This is a genomic window from Gluconobacter sphaericus NBRC 12467, assembly GCF_006539125.1.
Lineage (GTDB): Bacteria > Pseudomonadota > Alphaproteobacteria > Acetobacterales > Acetobacteraceae > Gluconobacter > Gluconobacter sphaericus.
Genome location: NZ_BJMK01000001.1, coordinates 207,353 through 225,568, shown reverse-complemented (window position 1 = coordinate 225,568; position 18,216 = coordinate 207,353). Strand labels below are relative to the sequence as shown.

The following is an 18,216-nucleotide window of genomic DNA, read 5'->3' as shown; positions in this document are numbered from 1 at the left end:
CAGTCCTCAGTACATGCTGCTCAAAACACTTCGCAGACGACGCATTTCCTCAAGCGCCCGCCCAGTTCCGAGCGCGACACACGACAGCGCGTTTTCCGCAACCGTCACGGGCAGGCCGGTATAGAGACGCAGCACCTCGTCCAGACGATACAGAAGCGCACCGCCACCGGAAAGAACGATGCCCTTGTCCACAATATCGGCGGCCAGTTCGGGCGGCGTGTTTTCAAGCGCGGTCGTCACGGCATCAACGATCTGCATCACGGGTTCGGCCAGACTCTCGGCGATCTGAGCCTGGCTGACGACCACTTCACGCGGCACACCATTGATAAGGTCGCGGCCCTTGATCTCTGTCAGCGGACCGTCCGGGTTGGCAGGATCGTCCGGCATCATGGCGGAACCGAGTTCGATCTTGATCCGCTCGGCCGAGCTTTCGCCAACCAGAAGATTATAGGTCTTGCGGATATAGGAGATGATGGCTTCGTCCATCTTGTCTCCGCCCACGCGCGCCGAACGGGCATAGACGATGCCGCCGAGGGAAATGACCGCAACTTCGGTCGTACCACCGCCAATATCCACGATCATGCTGCCCGAAGGCTCCGTGACCGGCAGGCCCGCACCAATGGCTGCCGCCATTGGCTCCTCAATGAGCATCACCTTGCGCGCGCCCGCGCTCTCCGCACTTTCCTGAATGGCGCGGCGCTCGACGGCCGTGGCACCCGAGGGCACGCAGATGATGATCTGCGGACTGGCAAACGCACGGCGGTTGTGAACCTTGCGGATGAAATGTTTGATCATTTCTTCCGCAACTTCGAAATCTGCGATCACGCCGTCACGAAGCGGGCGGATGGCCGAGATGTTTCCCGGCGTACGGCCTACCATCTGCTTGGCTTCATTACCAACCGCAAGCACCTGTTTCTTACCCCGAACCTCGGCGATTGCCACAACGGAGGGCTCATCGAGAACAATGCCGCGACCCTTGACATAAACGAGCGTATTGGCAGTGCCGAGGTCGATGGCCATGTCGGCAGACATGAGACCCAGCAGACGAGAAAACATCCAAAACTCCTGACGCGGCTCTGTGCGGGGGACAGATGGCGGATCGTGATTGCGGGGCGGTTCCCCGCGGGTGGACTTAACCAGACGACGCAGGTTCAGCAAGGCCCGAAGACGCAATATAATGCGACCGATCTTAATGGATCGTACAGATCCCATCAGGAGACATCGAAAAAAATAATCGTGCGCCCTGATCCTGCCACCCTTCCGTCACGTTCTGTGTGTCTAGATCCGCAAAACCGGTCCGCGCACCGGTCACTGGCACGCGGACCGGAATGTCAAATGAGGATATTTGTCATGAAGACTTTCACAACACCCCGCTTTCTGGCGGCTCTTGCCCTTTGCGGCGTTGCCCTCACCGGCTGTGGCAACCCTTATGACAGCGGGGCCCGCGCAGGCTCGGGCGCCCTTATTGGTGCAGGCGGCGGCGCAGCAATCGGGGCGCTTGCTGGCGGCGGACGCGGCGCCCTCATCGGCGCCCTTGCCGGAGGCGGCACGGGGGCTGCAGTAGGTGCGGCGACAACGCCCAATCGCCCGCGCAACGGATATTGAGCTATAAGCATCACTCATTCCGTTAGAGACGATCAAGGATTCGGACTATGAGGACCGCTTTTTCCCACTCCGCCCTGCGCGGTACAGCGCTGGTCGGAGCATTCGCCACAGTCATGGCTCTGGGTGGATGTCAGGGAAACTATGATCCTGGCTCACGCGCACTGGGGGGCGGCCTTCTGGGCGGCGGAGCGGGCGCTGCGATCGGCGCTCTCGCTGGCGGTGGCCGCGGTGCGGCGATCGGCGCACTGGCTGGCGGCGTTCTGGGCGCCGGTGCAGGTGCGGTCACCACGCCCAACCGCCCCAGCTATCAGAGCGGCTATGCCAATGGCCAGCAGCAGGGGTATTACAACGGCCAGCAGGGCGCCTATCCGCAGCAGCGGGGCCAGTACATGCAGCCACAGTACCAGTGCCCACCTAACACAAACTGCCAGTATCCGACCAACAGCGGATACTCACAGCAAGGTGGTTATCAGCAGCAGCCGGCCCAGAACTATCAGGGCGGTTACGGTTACTGAGATCTGACGCCTGAAATCATCGGCCTCAGATCATTCTCAGACCGATGATCGCCAGGAGGATGCCCAGAAACCATCTCTGCGCACCCTCCGGCAGCCGTCCAGCCAGCAGCGTCCCAAGCAGGATGCCTGGAATGGACCCTATGAGCAGCTCCACCAGCACAACGCTATCAACCGCGCCCTGAAGCCAGTGCCCGCCACCAGCCAGAAGCGCAAGCGGAACAGCATGGGCTATATCCGTCGCCACGAGTTCCCGCGTGCTGACCCGTGGATAAAGCACTGTCAGTGCCGCCATGCCGATGGCTCCTGCCCCTACCGACGACAGCGTCACCAGCGTGCCCAGCACGACACCAAGAAAAACCGTCAACACATCCACTGTCTTGGGGCGTAGCGTTCCCGCACCAATGGACCATTTCTGCAACCATGGTTTGAACAGGATGGCAGGAACCGTCAGCAGGAGAGCCACGCCCAGGACTTCGGTAATCAGCTTCGAGACAAACGGACTCGGGCCGAAGTGACGCAGGAAAATCAGACACAGGAGGCCTGCAGGAAGGCTGCCGACCATCTGCAGAAACACTATTCTCCAACGTACAACACCATGATGACGATTAAGGACCGTTCCAAAAATCTTGGTGATGGCGGCATAGAGAAGATCCGTCCCCACGGCCGATTGCGGTTTGACGCCGAAAAGCAGGATTAGCAGCGGCGTCATCAGAGAACCGCCACCTACACCGGTCATTCCCACCAGAAAACCGACCAGCAGTCCTGAAAGCGTATAGAGCCATGAATGCGGCATTACGGTCCCTTATTCTACAGACAAGATAACAATACAGATAGTGCTATATTTGTCTACTTCTTATATAAACTATTAGTTTTAGTTGTTTTTATCCGTGACAAAAAAAACAGGTATGCAAGTCTCGCTGCATACCTGTTTCGTGAAACACCCTGCTCCCGTGAATCAGGACAGCGCTTCCGGCTCCGTCCGCTCACGCTTGGTCAACAGCTTGTTCAGCGCATGGATATAGGCGCGAACGGCGGACACCACCGTATCGGCATCGGCGCCCTGCCCGTCCACGAGCTTACCGTTTTCCTGCAGGCGCACCGTGGTGCGAGCCTGCGCATCGGTGCCTTCGGTAACGTTAGCGACCGAAAACAGTGCCAGTTCGGCCGTATGCGGGAATGCTTCCCCAATAGCGCGGAAGGCTGCATCGACCGGTCCGTTGCCGCTTACAGCCGCATACTGGATGGCGCCATCGACACTGATTTCAAGCTTGGCATGGGATTTCTGCTTCGTGCCGGACGCCAGTTCCAGCGAAATCAGATGGACGCGCTCGTGATCGCGGCTCTCGTCATCGACGAGCGCACGGATATCATCATCGAATATGACCTTCTTGCTGTCGGCCAGATCCTTAAAGCGCGCGAATGCGGCATTCAGGGCCTCATCTTCCAGAGGCGGATAGCCGAGCTGCGCCAGCTTATCTCGGAAGGCCGCACGGCCGGAATGCTTGCCCATGACAAGTGATGTCTTGTTCCAGCCCACGCTCTCCGGCGTCATGATCTCGTAGGTCGCGGCGTTTTTCAGAATACCGTCCTGATGGATGCCGCTTTCATGTGCGAAAGCATTGCGACCGACGATCGCCTTGTTCGGTTGTACGTCAAAGCCCGTGATCGTAGCCAGCATACGAGACATACCCAGCAGCTTCGTCGTCTCAATACCGGTCGTCTTGCCATACTGGTCGTGACGCGTGCGCAGCGCCATGACGATTTCTTCAAGCGCTGCATTGCCTGCACGCTCGCCGATGCCGTTGATGGTGCATTCAATCTGGCGTGCCCCACCTTCGACGGACGCCAGCGTATTCGCGACGCCGAGACCCAGGTCGTTATGGTTATGTGCGGAGAAAATCACCTGATCCGCACCCGGCACACGCTCGCGCAGCATAGTGAAGATTGCGCGCATTTCTTCAGGCGTGGCGAAACCGACCGTATCGGGGATATTGATCGTGTTGGCGCCGTTACGGATCGCCACTTCCACGCAGCGGCACAGGAAGTCCGGATCAGTCCGCGAACCGTCCTCGGCCGACCATTCCACGTCATCCGTATACTGACGTGCCTTCTGATTACCGGACGCGATGATTTCCAGAACGGTTTCCGGCTCCATACGCAGCTTGTATTTCATGTGCAGCGGAGACGTGGAAATGAAGTTGTGAATCCGCGGTCGCTCGGCTTTTTTCAGGGCCTCGCCACAAGATTCGATATCGCGCTTGCCACCACTGCGAGCCAGACCGCAGATCACCGATCCACGGACATCTTCGGCAATCCGGCGCACACTCTCGAAATCACCTTCAGACGCCACGGGAAACCCGGCTTCAATCACATCCACGCCCAGAGCGCTCAGCGCATGGGCCATACGGAGCTTCTCTTCGAGGTTCATCGAAAAGCCGGGAGACTGTTCGCCGTCACGCAGCGTAGTGTCGAAAATAATGACGCGGTTGTCGGCGATGGTGCCGAAGGACGGGTGATGGAAAGTCATGATGGAGATCGTCTCGTCTGGTTCAGGGTGGCTTTCGGTCTGTTATCCCCTGAACGCAACGGAGCGCTGTCCGCCTAGAATAAGGCGTTCAGGGGCCGATAAGTCGAAGCGAGAGGATCGAAAGAAACGTCATGGTTGCGTTAAATGACCGATTCTTGCGCCATGCGCAACCCGCATGATCATAAAGTCTCCCCCGCGCACAAAACGGGTCAGCCGGTCATAATGCCGGAATGCGTTGCGAAATAACGGTCTATAGCAGTTTTCATGGCACTGGCTACCTGCGTGCGGTGCACGGCCTGACGCAGCGCCGCTTCATCCAGCCGGTTGGACATGAACCCCATCTCGACCAGCACCGATGGAATTTCGGATGATTTCAAAACTACGAACGCCGCATGACGTGACGGATGGGTCAGGAGGCCGATCCTGTTTCGGAACGAATTGACCACACTGGCCGCCATATGAGCCGATCCCCGACGCGTCTCTTCGGAAACAAGGCTGGCCAGGATCTGCTGGACATCCGGCGACATACCGTGAAAGGCCGGACCGGCGAAGCGATCCGCACTGTTTTCCGTCCGCGCCAGAGAGGCAGTCTGCGCATCCGAGGCCCCGCTGGACAGTGTGTAGACACTCGCACCACGCACATCCCTGTCATGCAGGGCATCGGCATGCATGGAAATAAAGAGATGTGCCTGATGGCGCTGCGCCAGTTCGACACGTCCTTCAAGCGGAATGAAGCGGTCTTCGGAACGGGTCATAGCAACGCGATACTGGCCCGAAGCCAGAAGCTGGCGACTCAGTTCGGAGGCTGCAGCTTCGGCGATATGCTTTTCATAAGTACCGGAAACTCCAATAGCGCCGGGGTCTTTTCCGCCGTGACCGGGATCCAGCATGACGAGCGGTTTCGGAGGTGCGGCACCGCGATGCACGGCGGGAGCAGGCAGTTTCCTATGCAGCGAATGGCGTCCGAATGCCGCGACAGGCGTCAGCAACGGTAGCCCTGAGAGACCACTTACCAGTGCGCGTCGCGTCAGCATCCCTTGCTCCCAGTGTCCAGCGGTGAATGACGGGGCGATTATACAACACTAAACCCTGTCAGGAACATGGCAGAAAGCGCCCGGAAAACAGCGCACGGACAAATGAAAAACGCCACGCTTGCCACGGAAGGCTGTTTCAGTCATCCTGCGTGACAGGGGCCTGTAAAGTGCGGTCCGACCGGACACGGGATCACGCCTTCCCGTACCGCTCCCGCCTTTTCTTGTCCCCGCCACGACGTCCCGTCGTTTGACAGATGCGCGACTAGCCCTCCGTACCCTGTCCTGACCGGATCGAACTGGCGATCTTATGGATCTCGGTACTGGCCAGCTGCCCGTCCGGATCAGGTTTTTCATCCGGCTCCAGCCTCTGGACCGGCCGTCTGTTCAGGGGACGAATGTCACTCAACGTGCTTGCAGCAAACGACCTCACCGGAACGGGACCCAACGTGTCCCGCCGCTGTGCGTTCGGGCTGCGCCGTTCCCACAACCTCACACAATCTGACTCTCCGCCCGGCCAAGGCAGCCATTGTGGAGCGTCATGGAGTTCAGTTTTCCATGACCAAGCGTATGCTCATCGACACCACGCACGCGGAAGAAACGCGTGTTGTGGTCATGGATGGTGACCGCGTCGAAGATTACGACGTCGAGACATCGACCAAGAAGCAGCTCAAGGGCAATATCTATCTTGCCAAGGTCATTCGCGTAGAGCCGAGCCTTCAGGCTGCTTTCGTCGAATACGGCGGCAACCGCCACGGCTTCCTCGCCTTCAGCGAAATCCACCCCGACTATTTCCAAATTCCTGTCGCAGATCGCGAGAAGCTCATCGCGCTCCAGGAAGAAGAAATTGCCGAACGCGGCGAGTCTTCCGATGATGGCGAGACCGAAACGGTTACCGAAGAGGCCACGGACAGCGAAGACGGCGACAATCAGGACCGTCGTGCTCCCGAGACTGTCGGGGGCGAGCACGATACGGGCGAGGAAAGCGTAGCATCGCGCCGCACGGCCCGTTTCCTGCGCAACTACAAGATTCAGGAAGTCATCCGCCGCCGTCAGGTGCTTCTGGTGCAGGTCGTCAAGGAAGAGCGCGGCAACAAGGGCGCGGCCCTGACCACCTACATCTCCCTTGCCGGTCGCTATTGTGTCCTGATGCCGAACGCCCTGCGTGGCGGTGGCGTCTCACGCAAGATTACATCCGATGCTGATCGCCGCCGTCTGCGGGACGTGATTGCAGAGCTGGACCTGCCAAAGTCCATGGCAATGATCGTCCGCACCGCTGGCGCCGGACGCCCGGCGCAGGAAGTGACGCGCGACTGCGAATATCTGCTTCAGCTCTGGGACGACATCCGCTCCCACGCGCTATCTTCAGTCGCGCCGACGCTGGTCTATGAGGAGGCAAGCCTCATCAAGCGCGTTATCCGTGATCTGTTTTCCAAGGACATCGAAGACATCCTCGTGGATGGCGAAGCAGCCTGGAAAAGCGCACGCGAGTTCATGCGCCTGTTGATGCCGAGCAATGCCAACAAAGTGAAGCTCTGGCAGAACCGCGGCCAGAGCCTGTTCGCACGCTACAATGTCGAAGGCCATCTGGACGCGATGTTCTCGCCGACGGCGCGTCTGCCGTCGGGTGGCTATCTGGTCATTAACCAGACCGAAGCCCTCGTCGCCATCGACGTAAACTCCGGCAAATCCACCTCCCAGCGCAACATCGAGGAAACGGCACTGCGCACGAACCTCGAAGCAGCCGAGGAAGTCGCCCGTCAGCTGCGCCTGCGCGATCTGGCCGGTCTGGTCGTGATCGATTTCATCGACATGGAAAGCCGCCGCCACAACGCGCAGGTTGAGAAGCGCCTCAAGGAGGCTCTGCGCTCCGATCGCGCACGCATTCAGGTCGGGCATATCTCCCATTTCGGCCTGCTCGAAATGTCCCGTCAGCGCCTGCGTCCGTCCATTGCGGAATCTGTACTGACACCCTGCCCGCACTGTCAGGGCACCGGCTTCATCCGTGGCACCGAGAGCTCGGCCCTACACGTCCTGCGCGCCATTGACGAGGAAGGCGCACGCCAGCGTTCGTCCGAAATCGAGGTGCATGTAGGCTCGGACATCGCGCTTTACATTCTCAATCACAAGCGCTCTTGGCTGGCGGATATCGAGCGCCATCACCGCATGCAGGTGATTTTCTGCACGGAGGAGAACCTGGCTGCGGCTGATATGCGCATCGAGCGCCTTCAGGCCCAGACCCCGGCTCCCGCCCAGATCCGTGCGCCGGAACGCGCACCGGAGCATGTCCGTACGATCGAGATCATCGAAGAAGAAGCGCCTGTCGTCGTGCGGACGGAAACGCCTGTTGTCGACGCCGAGATCATCAAAGACGTAACGACATCCGAGAGCGAGGAGGAAAGCAACGGAGGCCGCCGCCGCCGCCGCCGCCGCCGTCGTGGGGGCCGTCGCGAGCAGAACGGTGACGTCCCGGCAGCGGAATACAGCCAGGAGCAGGATGTTCCCAAGGCTGAAACGCGCGAGATCCCCGCTCCCGAAGCCGCTGACGAAAACGGTATTATCCCGGGCCGTCGCCGTACCCGCTTCAAGCGTGTCCTCAAGGACACTGAAGGCTCTGACGATACGGCTGCACAGCCCGTATCCGAGGTCCGTGACGTCGCCCCGACACGCCAGGCAGTAACCAACCGTTCGAGCGCACCTGCCCCGGCCCGTACCCAGCATCGTCGTGAAGAGCGCGAGGAACGTCCGGCACCGCGTCGCTATACGGGTCCGACGCCTGCCGATCCGTTCGGTGGCAGCTTCGACATCTTCGACGTGATCGAGCAGGCCGAACTTGAAGGGACGACCGAAGCCCTTCAGACTGGGATCAGCACGCCCACGGAAATCGTGATCGAGCATGTCCCGGCTGCTGCAACGCCCATCGTCGTGGAAGAACCAGCAGTCGAGGAAACCGCCAAGCCCCGTCGTGGCCGCGGACGTCGTCCGACCCGCGCCAAGGCTGTGGAAGCCACTCCGGCCGAGACCGTTACGGAAGAAGCCCCGGCGACAGAAACCGCTTTGACTTCAGAAGAGCCTGTGGCCGAAGAGGCTCCCAAGCCGCGTCGGACCCGGACACGCCGGACGCCGAAGGCTCAGCCCGTCGAGGCTGAAGCCCCGGCTGAGCCCACCGCGGACGCCGCTGCGACTTCCGCAGAGACTGTTTCTGAAGAAGCCGCCAAGCCGAAGCGCACCCGCGCCCGTCGTACACCGAAGGCCAAGCCCGTTGAAACCCAAACCACCGAGGAAGGGAATATCCTTCAGCCGGTGAACATCGATGAAGTCGCGCCGACGAAGCGTCGTGCCGGCTGGTGGAAGCGCTGATCCGTCAGCGCGTTCCGCGAACAAAAAAAGGCCGGTAGGGATATCCCCACCGGCCTTTTTTCTTTTGTCCCTAATAAACCCTAAAGCCTGCTTTAGCGGCAGACGCTCTGTGCGCCGGTTGCAGCAATATAAGTCCCGGTTAGCGGCTGGAAACAGGCATTGCGCGGGCAGGAACTCGTGCTCGCCACACTCTGAGGATAGATCGCTGCCCCCGCCTGCGCCTGCTCCTGCAGCGCCGTGCCACAGAGCGGCGTATCCAACGGGGCTGAAGGATCATTGAACAGCTTCTTCTTGCCGTCTTCAGACGTCTCCTCGGCCAGGCCCGGCGCAAAGTCCTGCGGCGGGATTTTGGCCTGCGTCGGAGACGAGCCCGCAGGACGCGCTGGCGCCGTCGGCTGCTGGGCACAGGCTGCAAGCAGCGGCAGGGCAACAAGACTCAACCAGAACGAACGCATGCAGACTCCGGATCACAGATCGGGTGGATGGAAGATTTACAGTCCAAGATCGCCCTGCGGCGACAGACTGTCCAGTCTTGCCCCACGATCACCATCAGCGAAAGACAGAACGACGCGATCCGCAACAGGACGGGCCTCCGCACTGGTGACGGGTTGTCCGTTCACATCCTGCACGAGGACGTAGCCCCGGCTGAGAATAGCTCGAGGTGAGACTGCCTCAAGATGGCTGCCCAGTCCCTGAATCCGAGCCAGCTGGAGACGAATGGCACTCCTAAGAACGTCCGGCGACAGGCGTTGGCGCTCGGTTCGGAGCTGAAAATTCTGGAGCGAACGCTGCCAGGCCGTATCCAGTCCACCCGACACGCTCCAAAGGGCAGCGCGGCGGCGTTCGATCAGGAGTTGTGGACTGGGAAGATGCGTCGCGGGTGCCGTCAGGCGCGCACGGGCACGGCTGACGAGAACTTCGGGCGCAGGCAAACGCAAAGCCTGCAACCGCGTATGGCTGCGTCCGATCAGAAGCTCCGGCGATGGCAGATGCATCCCCGGCGCATCCAGCCGGTTGCGGATGCGCATCACAAAGGACGGAAGCGCCAGATCGAGCCGCTGGCCACGATCATCCAGACGCATCCGTGCGGAATCCAGCAGGCCGGGCAGATCAGGCAGACGGGCAGCGGCCTGATCCAGTCGCGCGCGGGCCGTCTGGATAACCCGGGTGAGCGCACCCGTCAGACGCGCATTACGATGCGCCATGTCCGCGACCATTTCCGAGCGCAGGGGCACGGCCATTTCAGCGGCGGCGGTTGGAGTGGGCGCGCGACGGTCCGACACGAGATCGATCAACGTCGTATCAGTTTCATGCCCGACTGCGGAAATGACCGGCACAGGACAGGCAGCAACAGCGCGAAGGACGCGTTCGTCATTAAAAGCCATCAGGTCTTCAAGAGACCCACCGCCACGCGCGACGATCAAAACATCCGGCGTGCGGGGACGTCGGACGGACATGCCTTCGATGGCGGCAGCAATCTGGGCTGCCGCGCCTTCTCCCTGTACCGGCACCGGCCAGAGCAGAACGTCACGCGGAAAACGACGACTGATTGTCGTCATGATATCATGCAGCACTGCGCCGGAACGCGACGTGATGACACCCACCAGAGACGGCAGAAACGGAATGGCTTTCTTGCGCTCGGGATCGAAGAGACCCTCTTCGAGCAACTTGCGACGCAGGCGCTCGATATTGGCGAGAAGTGCGCCCTCGCCCGCGAACTCCATACGGTCAATGACAAGCTGATAGCTGGAGCGCTCGCCATAGGCCGAGACACGGCCGGTCGCGATGACCTCATTGCCATTCTCTGGCGCCATGCCGAGGCGCGAGACACTCCCGCGCCAGATCACACCCGCAATCTTGCCACCTTCATCCTTGAGCGAAAGATAAATATGCCCGGACGGATAGCGCTTAAGCTCCGTGATCTCGCCACGCACGCGCACGCGCCCGAATCCGCTCTCCAGCGTGCGTTTGATCGCCCCGGAAATCTCGGAAACCGAATATTGCGGAACATTCCCGCGGATCGATGCGCCATCACTCTCCATCATGCCGCCAGTCTATGCTACGCACGCCGTCAAACGAAGCCCACGATTGCATAATAAAGGATAAGCGGAATGCGCGTTTTGCTAGTCGGATCCGGAGGGCGTGAACATGCCCTCGCTACATGTCTTGCGCGCTCACCGGGCCTGACTGCCCTGTATGCGGCACCGGGCAATCCTGGCATGGCATCTGTTGCAACGCTCGTTCCGCTGAAGGCCGACGATGTCGCAGGGCTGGTGCAGTTCGCACAGGAACAGCAGATCGATCTGATCGTACCCGGTCCGGAAGCGCCATTGGTCGCCGGCTTGGCGGATGCCTGCGCCGAGGCTGGCATTCCGTGCGCGGGTCCGACGAAGGCCGCGGCCCTACTGGAAGGCAGCAAGGCGTTTACAAAGGACGTGGCAGACGCAGCCGGCATTCCAACCGCACGCTGGGAGCAGTTTGAAGACGAAGCGCCGGCTATCGAGTTCGTTCGTCGTCGTGGCGCACCGATCGTCATCAAGGCGGATGGTCTGGCTGGCGGCAAGGGCGTGGTCGTCGCCCAGAGCGTTGAAGAGGCTGAAGACGCCATTCGCAGGCTCGGCATGCCGCTCGTGATCGAGGAGTGCCTGGTCGGCGAGGAAGTCTCGCTCTTCGCGTTCTGCTCGGACGACAAGGCCGTACTCATCGGTGCCGCACGCGATCACAAACGCCTCGGCGATGGCGATACCGGCCCGAACACGGGCGGCATGGGAGCGATTTCCCCGCCCCCCGCTTTCGGGCGTGAGATGCAGGAAAAAGCCCTCGACATCATGGTCCGCCCAATGCTGGCCGAGATGCTCCGACGCGGCACGCCGTTCCGTGGCGTTATCTTCGCCGGGTTGATGCTGACGGCCGAAGGGCCGAAGCTGATCGAATACAATGTCCGCTTCGGAGACCCGGAAGCGCAGGCCCTGCTCATCCGACTGAAATCGGACCTGCTGCCAATCCTAGCAGCACTGGCGAAGGGCAATCTGGAAAACGCCGCCGCAGAGTTTTCGGACGAACATTCAATCTCACTGGTGTTGGCAGCGGACGGCTATCCGGACACCCCGAAAAAGGGTGGCCGCATCAGTGGGATCGAACGCGCAGAGGCTGTTCCAGGCGTCTCGGTTTTCCATGCTGGGACGAAGCTGGTCGATGGTGTTCTGGTCGCCGATGGCGGACGTGTGCTGACGGTCTGCGCGAAGGCCGTGACGCCGGAAGAAGCCCGGAAGCTGGCCTATGAAGGCGCGTCTGCGATCCAGTGGGCGGACAAGATCTTCCGCAGCGATATCGGGCTGTAATTTCGTGGCAGGAGGCTCAGTCCTCCTGCATGTCCCGCGCAAGCGCCAAAAGCCCTACAGCACGCTCGATCCCCGCTTCCCGGGCGCTGACAACGGCTTCCATAAACGACCAGATAGCGAGACTGACCGGAACAATCAGCACCCAGAAACGGTATGGCATCTCAACAAATCTAAAGATGGTAATACCAGCCGCCATTGCAGACAGCCACAATGGAGCCAGACCTCTTTTTCGGACTTCTCCTACGAGCATGGCTCTGCGTTCCTTGCGTGCGGACTGCTCGCGCGCCCATAAATCTGCGCAGAAACGCACAGCATCGGGGGCACACCGGAGCATACGGCGCAGATAGTCCTGATCCGACTGACTGCGCTGTCTGACAGTTTCCCAGACCTTCGCCCCATAATTCCGCTCCATCTCCAGGGTCGCTCTGACAAGTCGGAGCAGCATGATTCCGACCACAAAAACCGCGAGCAGTAAAATCAGCAGCGCAGTCCATCCTAGAATGGCCGTAAGTCCGGACGATGGAAAAGAGCGGGCAAGAGCCATGAGCAGCATGGCAACGAAAGTCATTATGCCAATGATGATTGGAAAATACTCATCGAAAGCCGTTTCCGCATTGGGTGTAGCCTTCTCATCCATGACAATGTCCTGAATAATCGCCATGACATCATTGATATCCTTATCTTTCACAGCATCACTGCACCCAGACATGTGAAAACAGCATGTGATTCAGAAGCGTTGAATAGTAATTTCCCAGCCGTTTCGAGACGAAATCGACGGTGCGCATCTGGATCATAGGAGCGCCGGGCATCTGTTCCATGATGGCGCGTCCGGCCTCCTGCCAGATCGGGGCTGCTTTGGTCGGATCTGTCTGAACCTTGGCCAGATCGAACAGGGACTGGACGTGCTGGTCGCAGAACCCCGTGAAGTTCGGGGAGACGGCGGCGTTGGGGTGATAATTGTCGCAACCGAACAGATCGTCCAGAAAAGTTGAGGCAGACGGGTAATCCGCGAACCAGTAGGACAGCGCGATCTGGACATGATTGGCGGTATTCTGCTCGTAGGATTCTGCAAGACCCGCCGTGATCGGGCGAAGCTGGGCGTTCAGCCCTGCGGCTTGCAGGGCATTGCGTAAATACGTGCCCATCCCGAGCTCCATAGCCCGGTTGGGAACGACCAGCGTGACGGAGGCACCGTCCGCTCCAGCTTCATGGATCAGACGACGTGCGCCCTCCAGATCCTGCGGACAGTCCAGTCCCAGATCGGCACCCGGAATTCCATGCGGCACCATCTGGCACAAAGGTTCGGAAATCGCGCTGCCCCCGAACAGGATCGTCATAGCATGGCGGTTGACAGCCATGCTGACCGCCCGGCGCACACGCACGTCCGTGAAGGGTTTTTCACGTGTATTCATCGCCAGATAATACAAGCCCAGAAGCTGCTCGATATGGACCTGGGACGTGTAATTCGCGCCTAGCTCTCCCAGCCGATCGGCAGGCTTGGCGTCCAGCATCCAATCATACCGCCCCTGCTCAACCGCTGTAACCTGTGCCTCGTCCGACAGCCCGAAATCATATTCAATCCGGTCCACAAAACCGTCCGTCTGGGCCTGGGGGTTCCAGACGTGGAAGTACGAATTGCGCTCCAGAACCATCCCGTGTCCCGGATCGTACTGCGTGATGCGATACGGCCCGGTTCCGGGGACGGTCGTTCCACCCATGTCGTGTGCAGGCGTTGCGGCGGGCAGGATCACCGCATGAGGGAATGCCAGTTTGTAGAGGAATTCGCCGTCCGGCTTTGTCAGATGAAAGACGATCTCGCCGGTTTCCGGATGCCCCTCAACGCCAGGTAGCATGCAGCGGTCAGGCTTTTCCAGACAGTCGGCAGCACCTGCGATACCGCCATAGAATGAGGCGGCAGTTGGGCTTCCGGCGCGATAGATCCGTCGAAAAGACGCCACCACGTCTTCCACTCGCACGGGCGCACCATCGGAAAAATGCAGTCCCGGCCGCAGATGCAGGCGCCATGTCAGGCCATCCGGACTGATCTGCGGCATGGCGTCGGCTAGATCCGGCACGACCTCCAGCCCCGCTGTTCCCCGCGCCAGACGAAAGGTCAGCAGCGGATCGTACATGTTGACGAACACCTGCATGTACTGGGTGCCGTAATTTATCTGCGGATCCAGCGTCCCGCCCGGACCATCAGCCGTCAGATGCAGCGTGCCTCCGCGATGAGGACTGCCAAGCGTGATGCCATTCCAGTCAGGCGATGTCTGCTCTTCGGCAAGTGCCGGAAAAGCCCCCAGTCCCAGAAACAACCCCGCCGCGAGAAGCGCAGCCCCCCGCTTCATTCAGCGTTTCGCCAGTTCACGCAGACGCGCAATCAGAGCATCTGCGTTGCCATCAGCTGGAATAGTGCCGGCATAACGCGCATTCGGGTCCATAATGACGATCTGCGGCGCAGGAACGAAATGGTCCCCCTCCTTCTGGAGCGGCGCATGATATTCGGCCGTCATGGCCTTGATCATATTCGGCGTAGCCGTGAACGGCATGACGTGGGGTGCGACGGGCAGGACATATTCCTTGAGCGGGTCAGCCTCGTCGAACGGATTGAGGGAGACAGCCAGCGGCGAGACATGGATACCCTCGGCCCGGAGCGTGACCAGCGCCTGTTCCATGCTCTTCAACACGGGCTTGCACTTTTCCTCGGGGCAGTTGGCGTCGAAGAACCAGACCAGCATCCAGCTGTTATGGAAATCGCCTTCGGTGACGGTGCTCTCGCCGAGCGAATCAAGACGGAAGCTGCCGCCCACCTCGTTACCGTTGGACTGGACCAGCAGACCCGGCCCACCGTTAGACGCCAGATGGAAGCCGACATATCCCAGAACGACCGCCACGGCGAGAACGCCCCAGATGATGCGATTGCCGACCTTCTTGCGGCGTTCATGATTGGTCTGCATGACCTTCCTGTCTTTAATGTGCGTCAGCCCAGCTGGGGCCGATACCGGTTTCTACTTCAAGGGCCACGTCGAGTTTGGCGGCCCCTTCCATTTCTGTGCGGACAAACTCCGCCAGTGCCTTCGCATCCTGCTCTTCAACTTCGAAGAGCAGTTCATCGTGCACCTGAAGAACCATTTTCGCTTTCAGCCCCGTTTCGGGCAAACGCCGCGCCAAATGGACCATGGCACGCTTGATAATATCCGCCGCACCGCCCTGAAGCGGGGCATTGATGGCCTGACGCTCCGCATAGGCGCGACGGGCACCGTTCTTTTCGGCAATGCCTGGCACATAGCAACGACGCCCAAACGGCGTGGTGACATAGCCGTGCTTCTTCGCCTCTTCCTTGGTCCGCTCCATATAGGCACGGATGCCGGGATAGCGAGCGAAATAGGCATCGATATAGGAGCGTGCTTCACCCGGAGAAATCTGGAGTTGCTGCGCCAGACCGAAGGCCGAAATGCCGTAAATAATGCCGAAATTGATGGCCTTGGCCCGGCGACGGGTCAGCGGGTCCATGCCTTCGAGCGGAATACCGAACACTTCGGACGCCGTACGGGCATGAATGTCCTGACCCAGACGGAACGCTTCGAGCAGCGGTTCGATCTGTGCAACATGAGCCAGAAGGCGCAATTCGATCTGGCTGTAATCCGCCGACAGCAGAACGCAACCGGGAGCGGCAACGAACGCCTTACGGATGCGTGCACCTTCTTCTGTACGGATGGGGATGTTCTGAAGATTCGGCTCGTTGGACGACAGACGGCCCGTCGTAGTGATCGCCATCTGGAAGGACGTGTGGACCCGCTGCGTGTCCTGATCCATCTGCTGGACCAGCGCATCGGCATAGGTCGATTTCAGCTTAGCGAGTTGGCGCCACTCCAGAATTTTGCGCGGCAGGTCATGCCCCTGCTCGGCCAGTGATTCCAGAACCCCGGAATCCGTACCCCAGCTTCCGCTTTTCGTCCGCTTTCCGCCAGGAAGACCCATTTCGTCGAACAGGATTTCACCAAGCTGCTTGGGAGAACCGACATTGAAGCTTCGCCCAACCTGTTCATGGATCTCCTGCTCGATCGCTCCCATGCGTTCGGCAAAATCGACGGACATGCGGCGCAGTTCTGTGGCGTCCACCTTGATGCCGGCATCTTCCATATCTGTCAGGATCTGGATAAGCGGACGTTCGATTTCTTCATACAGCGCCAGTGCCTGACGGGTCCGCAACTGCGGGTGCAGCACCTGCCACAGACGCAACGTGACATCCGCATCCTCGGCGGCATAAGCCGTCGCCGCGTCAATCGCGACCTGTGCGAAGGGAATGCGCTTGCGGCCCGTTCCCGTTACAGAATCATAAGTGATGGGCGTGTGACCCAGATGCAGTTCGGAAAGTTCGTCCATCCCCTGCCCGTGCTCACCGGCCGACTGGGCGTAGGAAATCAGCATCGTGTCATCGATGGGCGTGATCTCGGAGATGCCTGCGCCGCGAAAAACGGTCAGATCGTATTTCGCATTCTGAAACACTTTCAGGACGGACGCATCACGCAGCAGCGGCCCCAGATGCTCCAGCGCCTCAGCACGATCAAGCTGGCAACTGACGGGCTCATCTGCCGGAGCCTCTTCCAGCAGATCACGCGTCACTTCATGCAGGAACGGCACATAACACGCCTTCCCCGGCGCGACCGACAGCGACAGCCCAACCATATTGGCCTGCCGCGCGTTGAGACTATCCGTCTCGGTATCGACGGCCACCACGCCTGCGGCCCGCGCATCCGCAATCCAGCGGTCCAGCGTGTCAATATCCGTCACGGTCTCGTAGGGACCATAAGGTGCATCAGGGATCGCGATTGTCGCAGCGTCGTCCCGTTCCGCTGCCTTGTCGTCAGGCCGGACGATCTGGCGCGTGAACGAACGCGGCTTTGCGGCCAGACCCAGCCCCATCCGCTGGATGGTGGAATGGAATCCCATTTCTTCCAGCCAGTCCCGCAGGGTCTCGCGTACGGGCTCACGGCAAGCGAGTTCGCTGATCGGCTGCGGCATCGGCGCGTTGTCGTCCAGCAGCACCAGCTTGCGTGACATACGCGCGGCATCGGCATGTTCGATCAGGTTGTCGCGCCGTTTGGACGCTTTCATGCCCGGTGCGGCAGCGAGAATCTGCTCCAGCGTGCCGTACTCATTCACGAGCTGTGCCGCGCCCTTTGGACCGATACCGGGCACGCCGGGGACATTGTCCGTCGAATCCCCCATCAGCGCCTGCACATCCACGACCTGATCGGGACGGACACCGAACTTGGCCTCGACCTCGGCTTCGCGGATCGACTTCTGCTTCATAGGGTCCATCAACTCAACGCCGGGACGCACGAGTTGCATCAGGTCCTTATCTGACGAAATGATGGTGCAACATCCGCCCTCCTCAACGACCGCCTTGGCATAGGCGGCGAGCAGATCATCTGCCTCCCAGCCCTCAAGCTCGATCGACGGTACATTAAAGGCGGCCGTGGCATCACGGATCAAACCGAACTGCGGGCGCAGGTCCTCCGGTGCTTCCGGACGGTGCGCCTTATACTGTGGATAGATCTCGTTGCGGAACGTCACACGGCCGGCGTCGAAAATCACGGCCAGATGCGTGCCCACATGATCCCGCAGCAGACGCGTGAGCATATTCGTAAAGCCATACACCGCATTGACCGGAACGCCCTGCGGGCTGCTCATCGGCGGCAGAGCATGGAAGGCGCGGAAGATGAAACCAGATCCGTCGATCAGGACCAGATGGGGCTTTCCCGAAACAGGCTTTCCCAGATCAGACTTTTCTGGCTGCACGAATGTCTCCCTTCTCGCCCCGAAGGAGCGGA

General features: G+C 60.2%; 14 protein-coding genes. 4 read left to right on the top strand and 10 right to left on the bottom strand.

Annotated features, from left to right (window positions below; all coding sequences use genetic code 11):
• Positions 1–6: 6 nt before the first annotated feature.
• A complete protein-coding gene (locus GSP01_RS01045; protein ID WP_141349752.1) occupies positions 7–1,056 on the bottom strand; it encodes a rod shape-determining protein in 1,050 nt (349 codons plus the stop codon).
• Positions 1,057–1,350: 294 nt separating this feature from the next.
• Here GSP01_RS01045 and GSP01_RS01040 point away from each other — a divergent pair, with 294 nt between their 5' ends.
• Together GSP01_RS01040 and GSP01_RS01035 are read left to right on the top strand one after the other, a co-directional pair.
• Complete coding sequence (locus GSP01_RS01040) at positions 1,351–1,605, top strand: YMGG-like glycine zipper-containing protein (protein WP_141349750.1); 255 nt, start codon at positions 1,351–1,353, stop codon at positions 1,603–1,605.
• Positions 1,606–1,652: 47 nt separating this feature from the next.
• The gene (locus GSP01_RS01035; RefSeq protein WP_141349748.1) at positions 1,653–2,120 is read left to right on the top strand and encodes a hypothetical protein; all 468 of its coding nucleotides are present in this window, start codon (positions 1,653–1,655) and stop codon (positions 2,118–2,120) included.
• A gap of 25 nt (positions 2,121–2,145) precedes the next feature.
• Here GSP01_RS01035 and GSP01_RS01030 read toward each other — a convergent pair whose 3' ends face one another.
• The 3 genes from GSP01_RS01030 to GSP01_RS01020 all read right to left on the bottom strand — a co-directional run bounded on the left by GSP01_RS01030 (position 2,146) and on the right by GSP01_RS01020 (position 5,681).
• Complete coding sequence (locus GSP01_RS01030; RefSeq protein ID WP_141349746.1) at positions 2,146–2,913, bottom strand: sulfite exporter TauE/SafE family protein; 768 nt, start codon at positions 2,911–2,913, stop codon at positions 2,146–2,148.
• A 162-nt stretch (positions 2,914–3,075) separates the two neighbouring features.
• Positions 3,076–4,647, bottom strand: coding sequence for a 2-isopropylmalate synthase (locus tag GSP01_RS01025; protein ID WP_141349744.1), 1,572 nt, complete (start codon positions 4,645–4,647; stop codon positions 3,076–3,078).
• Positions 4,648–4,856: 209 nt separating this feature from the next.
• Complete coding sequence (locus GSP01_RS01020; protein ID WP_141349742.1) at positions 4,857–5,681, bottom strand: N-acetylmuramoyl-L-alanine amidase family protein; 825 nt, start codon at positions 5,679–5,681, stop codon at positions 4,857–4,859.
• A 555-nt stretch (positions 5,682–6,236) separates the two neighbouring features.
• On the opposite strand from GSP01_RS01020, the gene GSP01_RS01015 reads away from it, so the two are divergent.
• Positions 6,237–9,038: an Rne/Rng family ribonuclease gene (locus GSP01_RS01015; RefSeq protein ID WP_141349739.1), complete on the top strand. Its 2,802-nt coding sequence runs from the start codon at positions 6,237–6,239 to the stop codon at positions 9,036–9,038.
• 92 nt (positions 9,039–9,130) lie between these two features.
• Here the strand turns inward: GSP01_RS01015 and GSP01_RS01010 are convergent, their stop codons facing one another.
• Complete coding sequence (locus GSP01_RS01010) at positions 9,131–9,493, bottom strand: hypothetical protein (RefSeq protein WP_141349737.1); 363 nt, start codon at positions 9,491–9,493, stop codon at positions 9,131–9,133.
• A gap of 36 nt (positions 9,494–9,529) precedes the next feature.
• Positions 9,530–11,083 carry an exodeoxyribonuclease VII large subunit gene (gene xseA / locus GSP01_RS01005; protein WP_141349735.1) on the bottom strand — a complete coding sequence of 518 codons (1,554 nt, stop codon included), beginning with the start codon at positions 11,081–11,083 and terminating at the stop codon, positions 9,530–9,532.
• A gap of 66 nt (positions 11,084–11,149) precedes the next feature.
• On the opposite strand from xseA, the gene purD reads away from it, so the two are divergent.
• Positions 11,150–12,379, top strand: a complete 1,230-nt coding sequence (purD, locus tag GSP01_RS01000; RefSeq protein ID WP_141349733.1) for a phosphoribosylamine--glycine ligase — start codon at positions 11,150–11,152, stop codon at positions 12,377–12,379.
• Positions 12,380–12,395: 16 nt separating this feature from the next.
• Here the strand turns inward: purD and GSP01_RS00995 are convergent, their stop codons facing one another.
• Genes GSP01_RS00995 through polA form a run of 4 tightly spaced genes read right to left on the bottom strand, consistent with a single transcriptional unit; the run spans position 12,396 to position 18,184 of the window.
• Positions 12,396–13,040 (bottom strand): hypothetical protein, encoded by a 645-nt coding sequence (locus tag GSP01_RS00995; RefSeq protein ID WP_141349731.1) that lies wholly within the window; start codon positions 13,038–13,040, stop codon positions 12,396–12,398.
• Between the two features lie 31 nt (positions 13,041–13,071).
• Positions 13,072–14,727 (bottom strand): ABC transporter substrate-binding protein, encoded by a 1,656-nt coding sequence (locus GSP01_RS00990; RefSeq protein WP_141349729.1) that lies wholly within the window; start codon positions 14,725–14,727, stop codon positions 13,072–13,074.
• Entirely contained in the window at positions 14,728–15,336 is a 609-nt protein-coding gene (locus tag GSP01_RS00985; protein ID WP_141349727.1) for an SCO family protein, read from the bottom strand.
• Between the two features lie 13 nt (positions 15,337–15,349).
• Positions 15,350–18,184 (bottom strand): DNA polymerase I, encoded by a 2,835-nt coding sequence (polA, locus tag GSP01_RS00980; protein WP_255320840.1) that lies wholly within the window; start codon positions 18,182–18,184, stop codon positions 15,350–15,352.
• Between the last annotated feature and the right edge of the window lie 32 nt (positions 18,185–18,216).

Bases quoted from the DNA above. Each gene is read 5' to 3' on its own strand.
- GSP01_RS01045 (WP_141349752.1), bottom strand. From the start codon at position 1,056: ATGTTTTCTCGTCTGCTGGGTCTCATGTCTGCCGACATGGCCATCGAC.
- GSP01_RS01040 (WP_141349750.1), top strand. From the start codon at position 1,351: ATGAAGACTTTCACAACACCCCGCTTTCTGGCGGCTCTTGCCCTTTGC.
- GSP01_RS01035 (WP_141349748.1), top strand. From the start codon at position 1,653: ATGAGGACCGCTTTTTCCCACTCCGCCCTGCGCGGTACAGCGCTGGTC.
- GSP01_RS01030 (WP_141349746.1), bottom strand. From the start codon at position 2,913: ATGCCGCATTCATGGCTCTATACGCTTTCAGGACTGCTGGTCGGTTTT.
- GSP01_RS01025 (WP_141349744.1), bottom strand. From the start codon at position 4,647: ATGACTTTCCATCACCCGTCCTTCGGCACCATCGCCGACAACCGCGTC.
- GSP01_RS01020 (WP_141349742.1), bottom strand. From the start codon at position 5,681: ATGCTGACGCGACGCGCACTGGTAAGTGGTCTCTCAGGGCTACCGTTG.
- GSP01_RS01015 (WP_141349739.1), top strand. From the start codon at position 6,237: ATGACCAAGCGTATGCTCATCGACACCACGCACGCGGAAGAAACGCGT.
- GSP01_RS01010 (WP_141349737.1), bottom strand. From the start codon at position 9,493: ATGCGTTCGTTCTGGTTGAGTCTTGTTGCCCTGCCGCTGCTTGCAGCC.
- xseA (WP_141349735.1), bottom strand. From the start codon at position 11,083: ATGATGGAGAGTGATGGCGCATCGATCCGCGGGAATGTTCCGCAATAT.
- purD (WP_141349733.1), top strand. From the start codon at position 11,150: ATGCGCGTTTTGCTAGTCGGATCCGGAGGGCGTGAACATGCCCTCGCT.
- GSP01_RS00995 (WP_141349731.1), bottom strand. From the start codon at position 13,040: ATGGCGATTATTCAGGACATTGTCATGGATGAGAAGGCTACACCCAAT.
- GSP01_RS00990 (WP_141349729.1), bottom strand. From the start codon at position 14,727: ATGAAGCGGGGGGCTGCGCTTCTCGCGGCGGGGTTGTTTCTGGGACTG.
- GSP01_RS00985 (WP_141349727.1), bottom strand. From the start codon at position 15,336: ATGCAGACCAATCATGAACGCCGCAAGAAGGTCGGCAATCGCATCATC.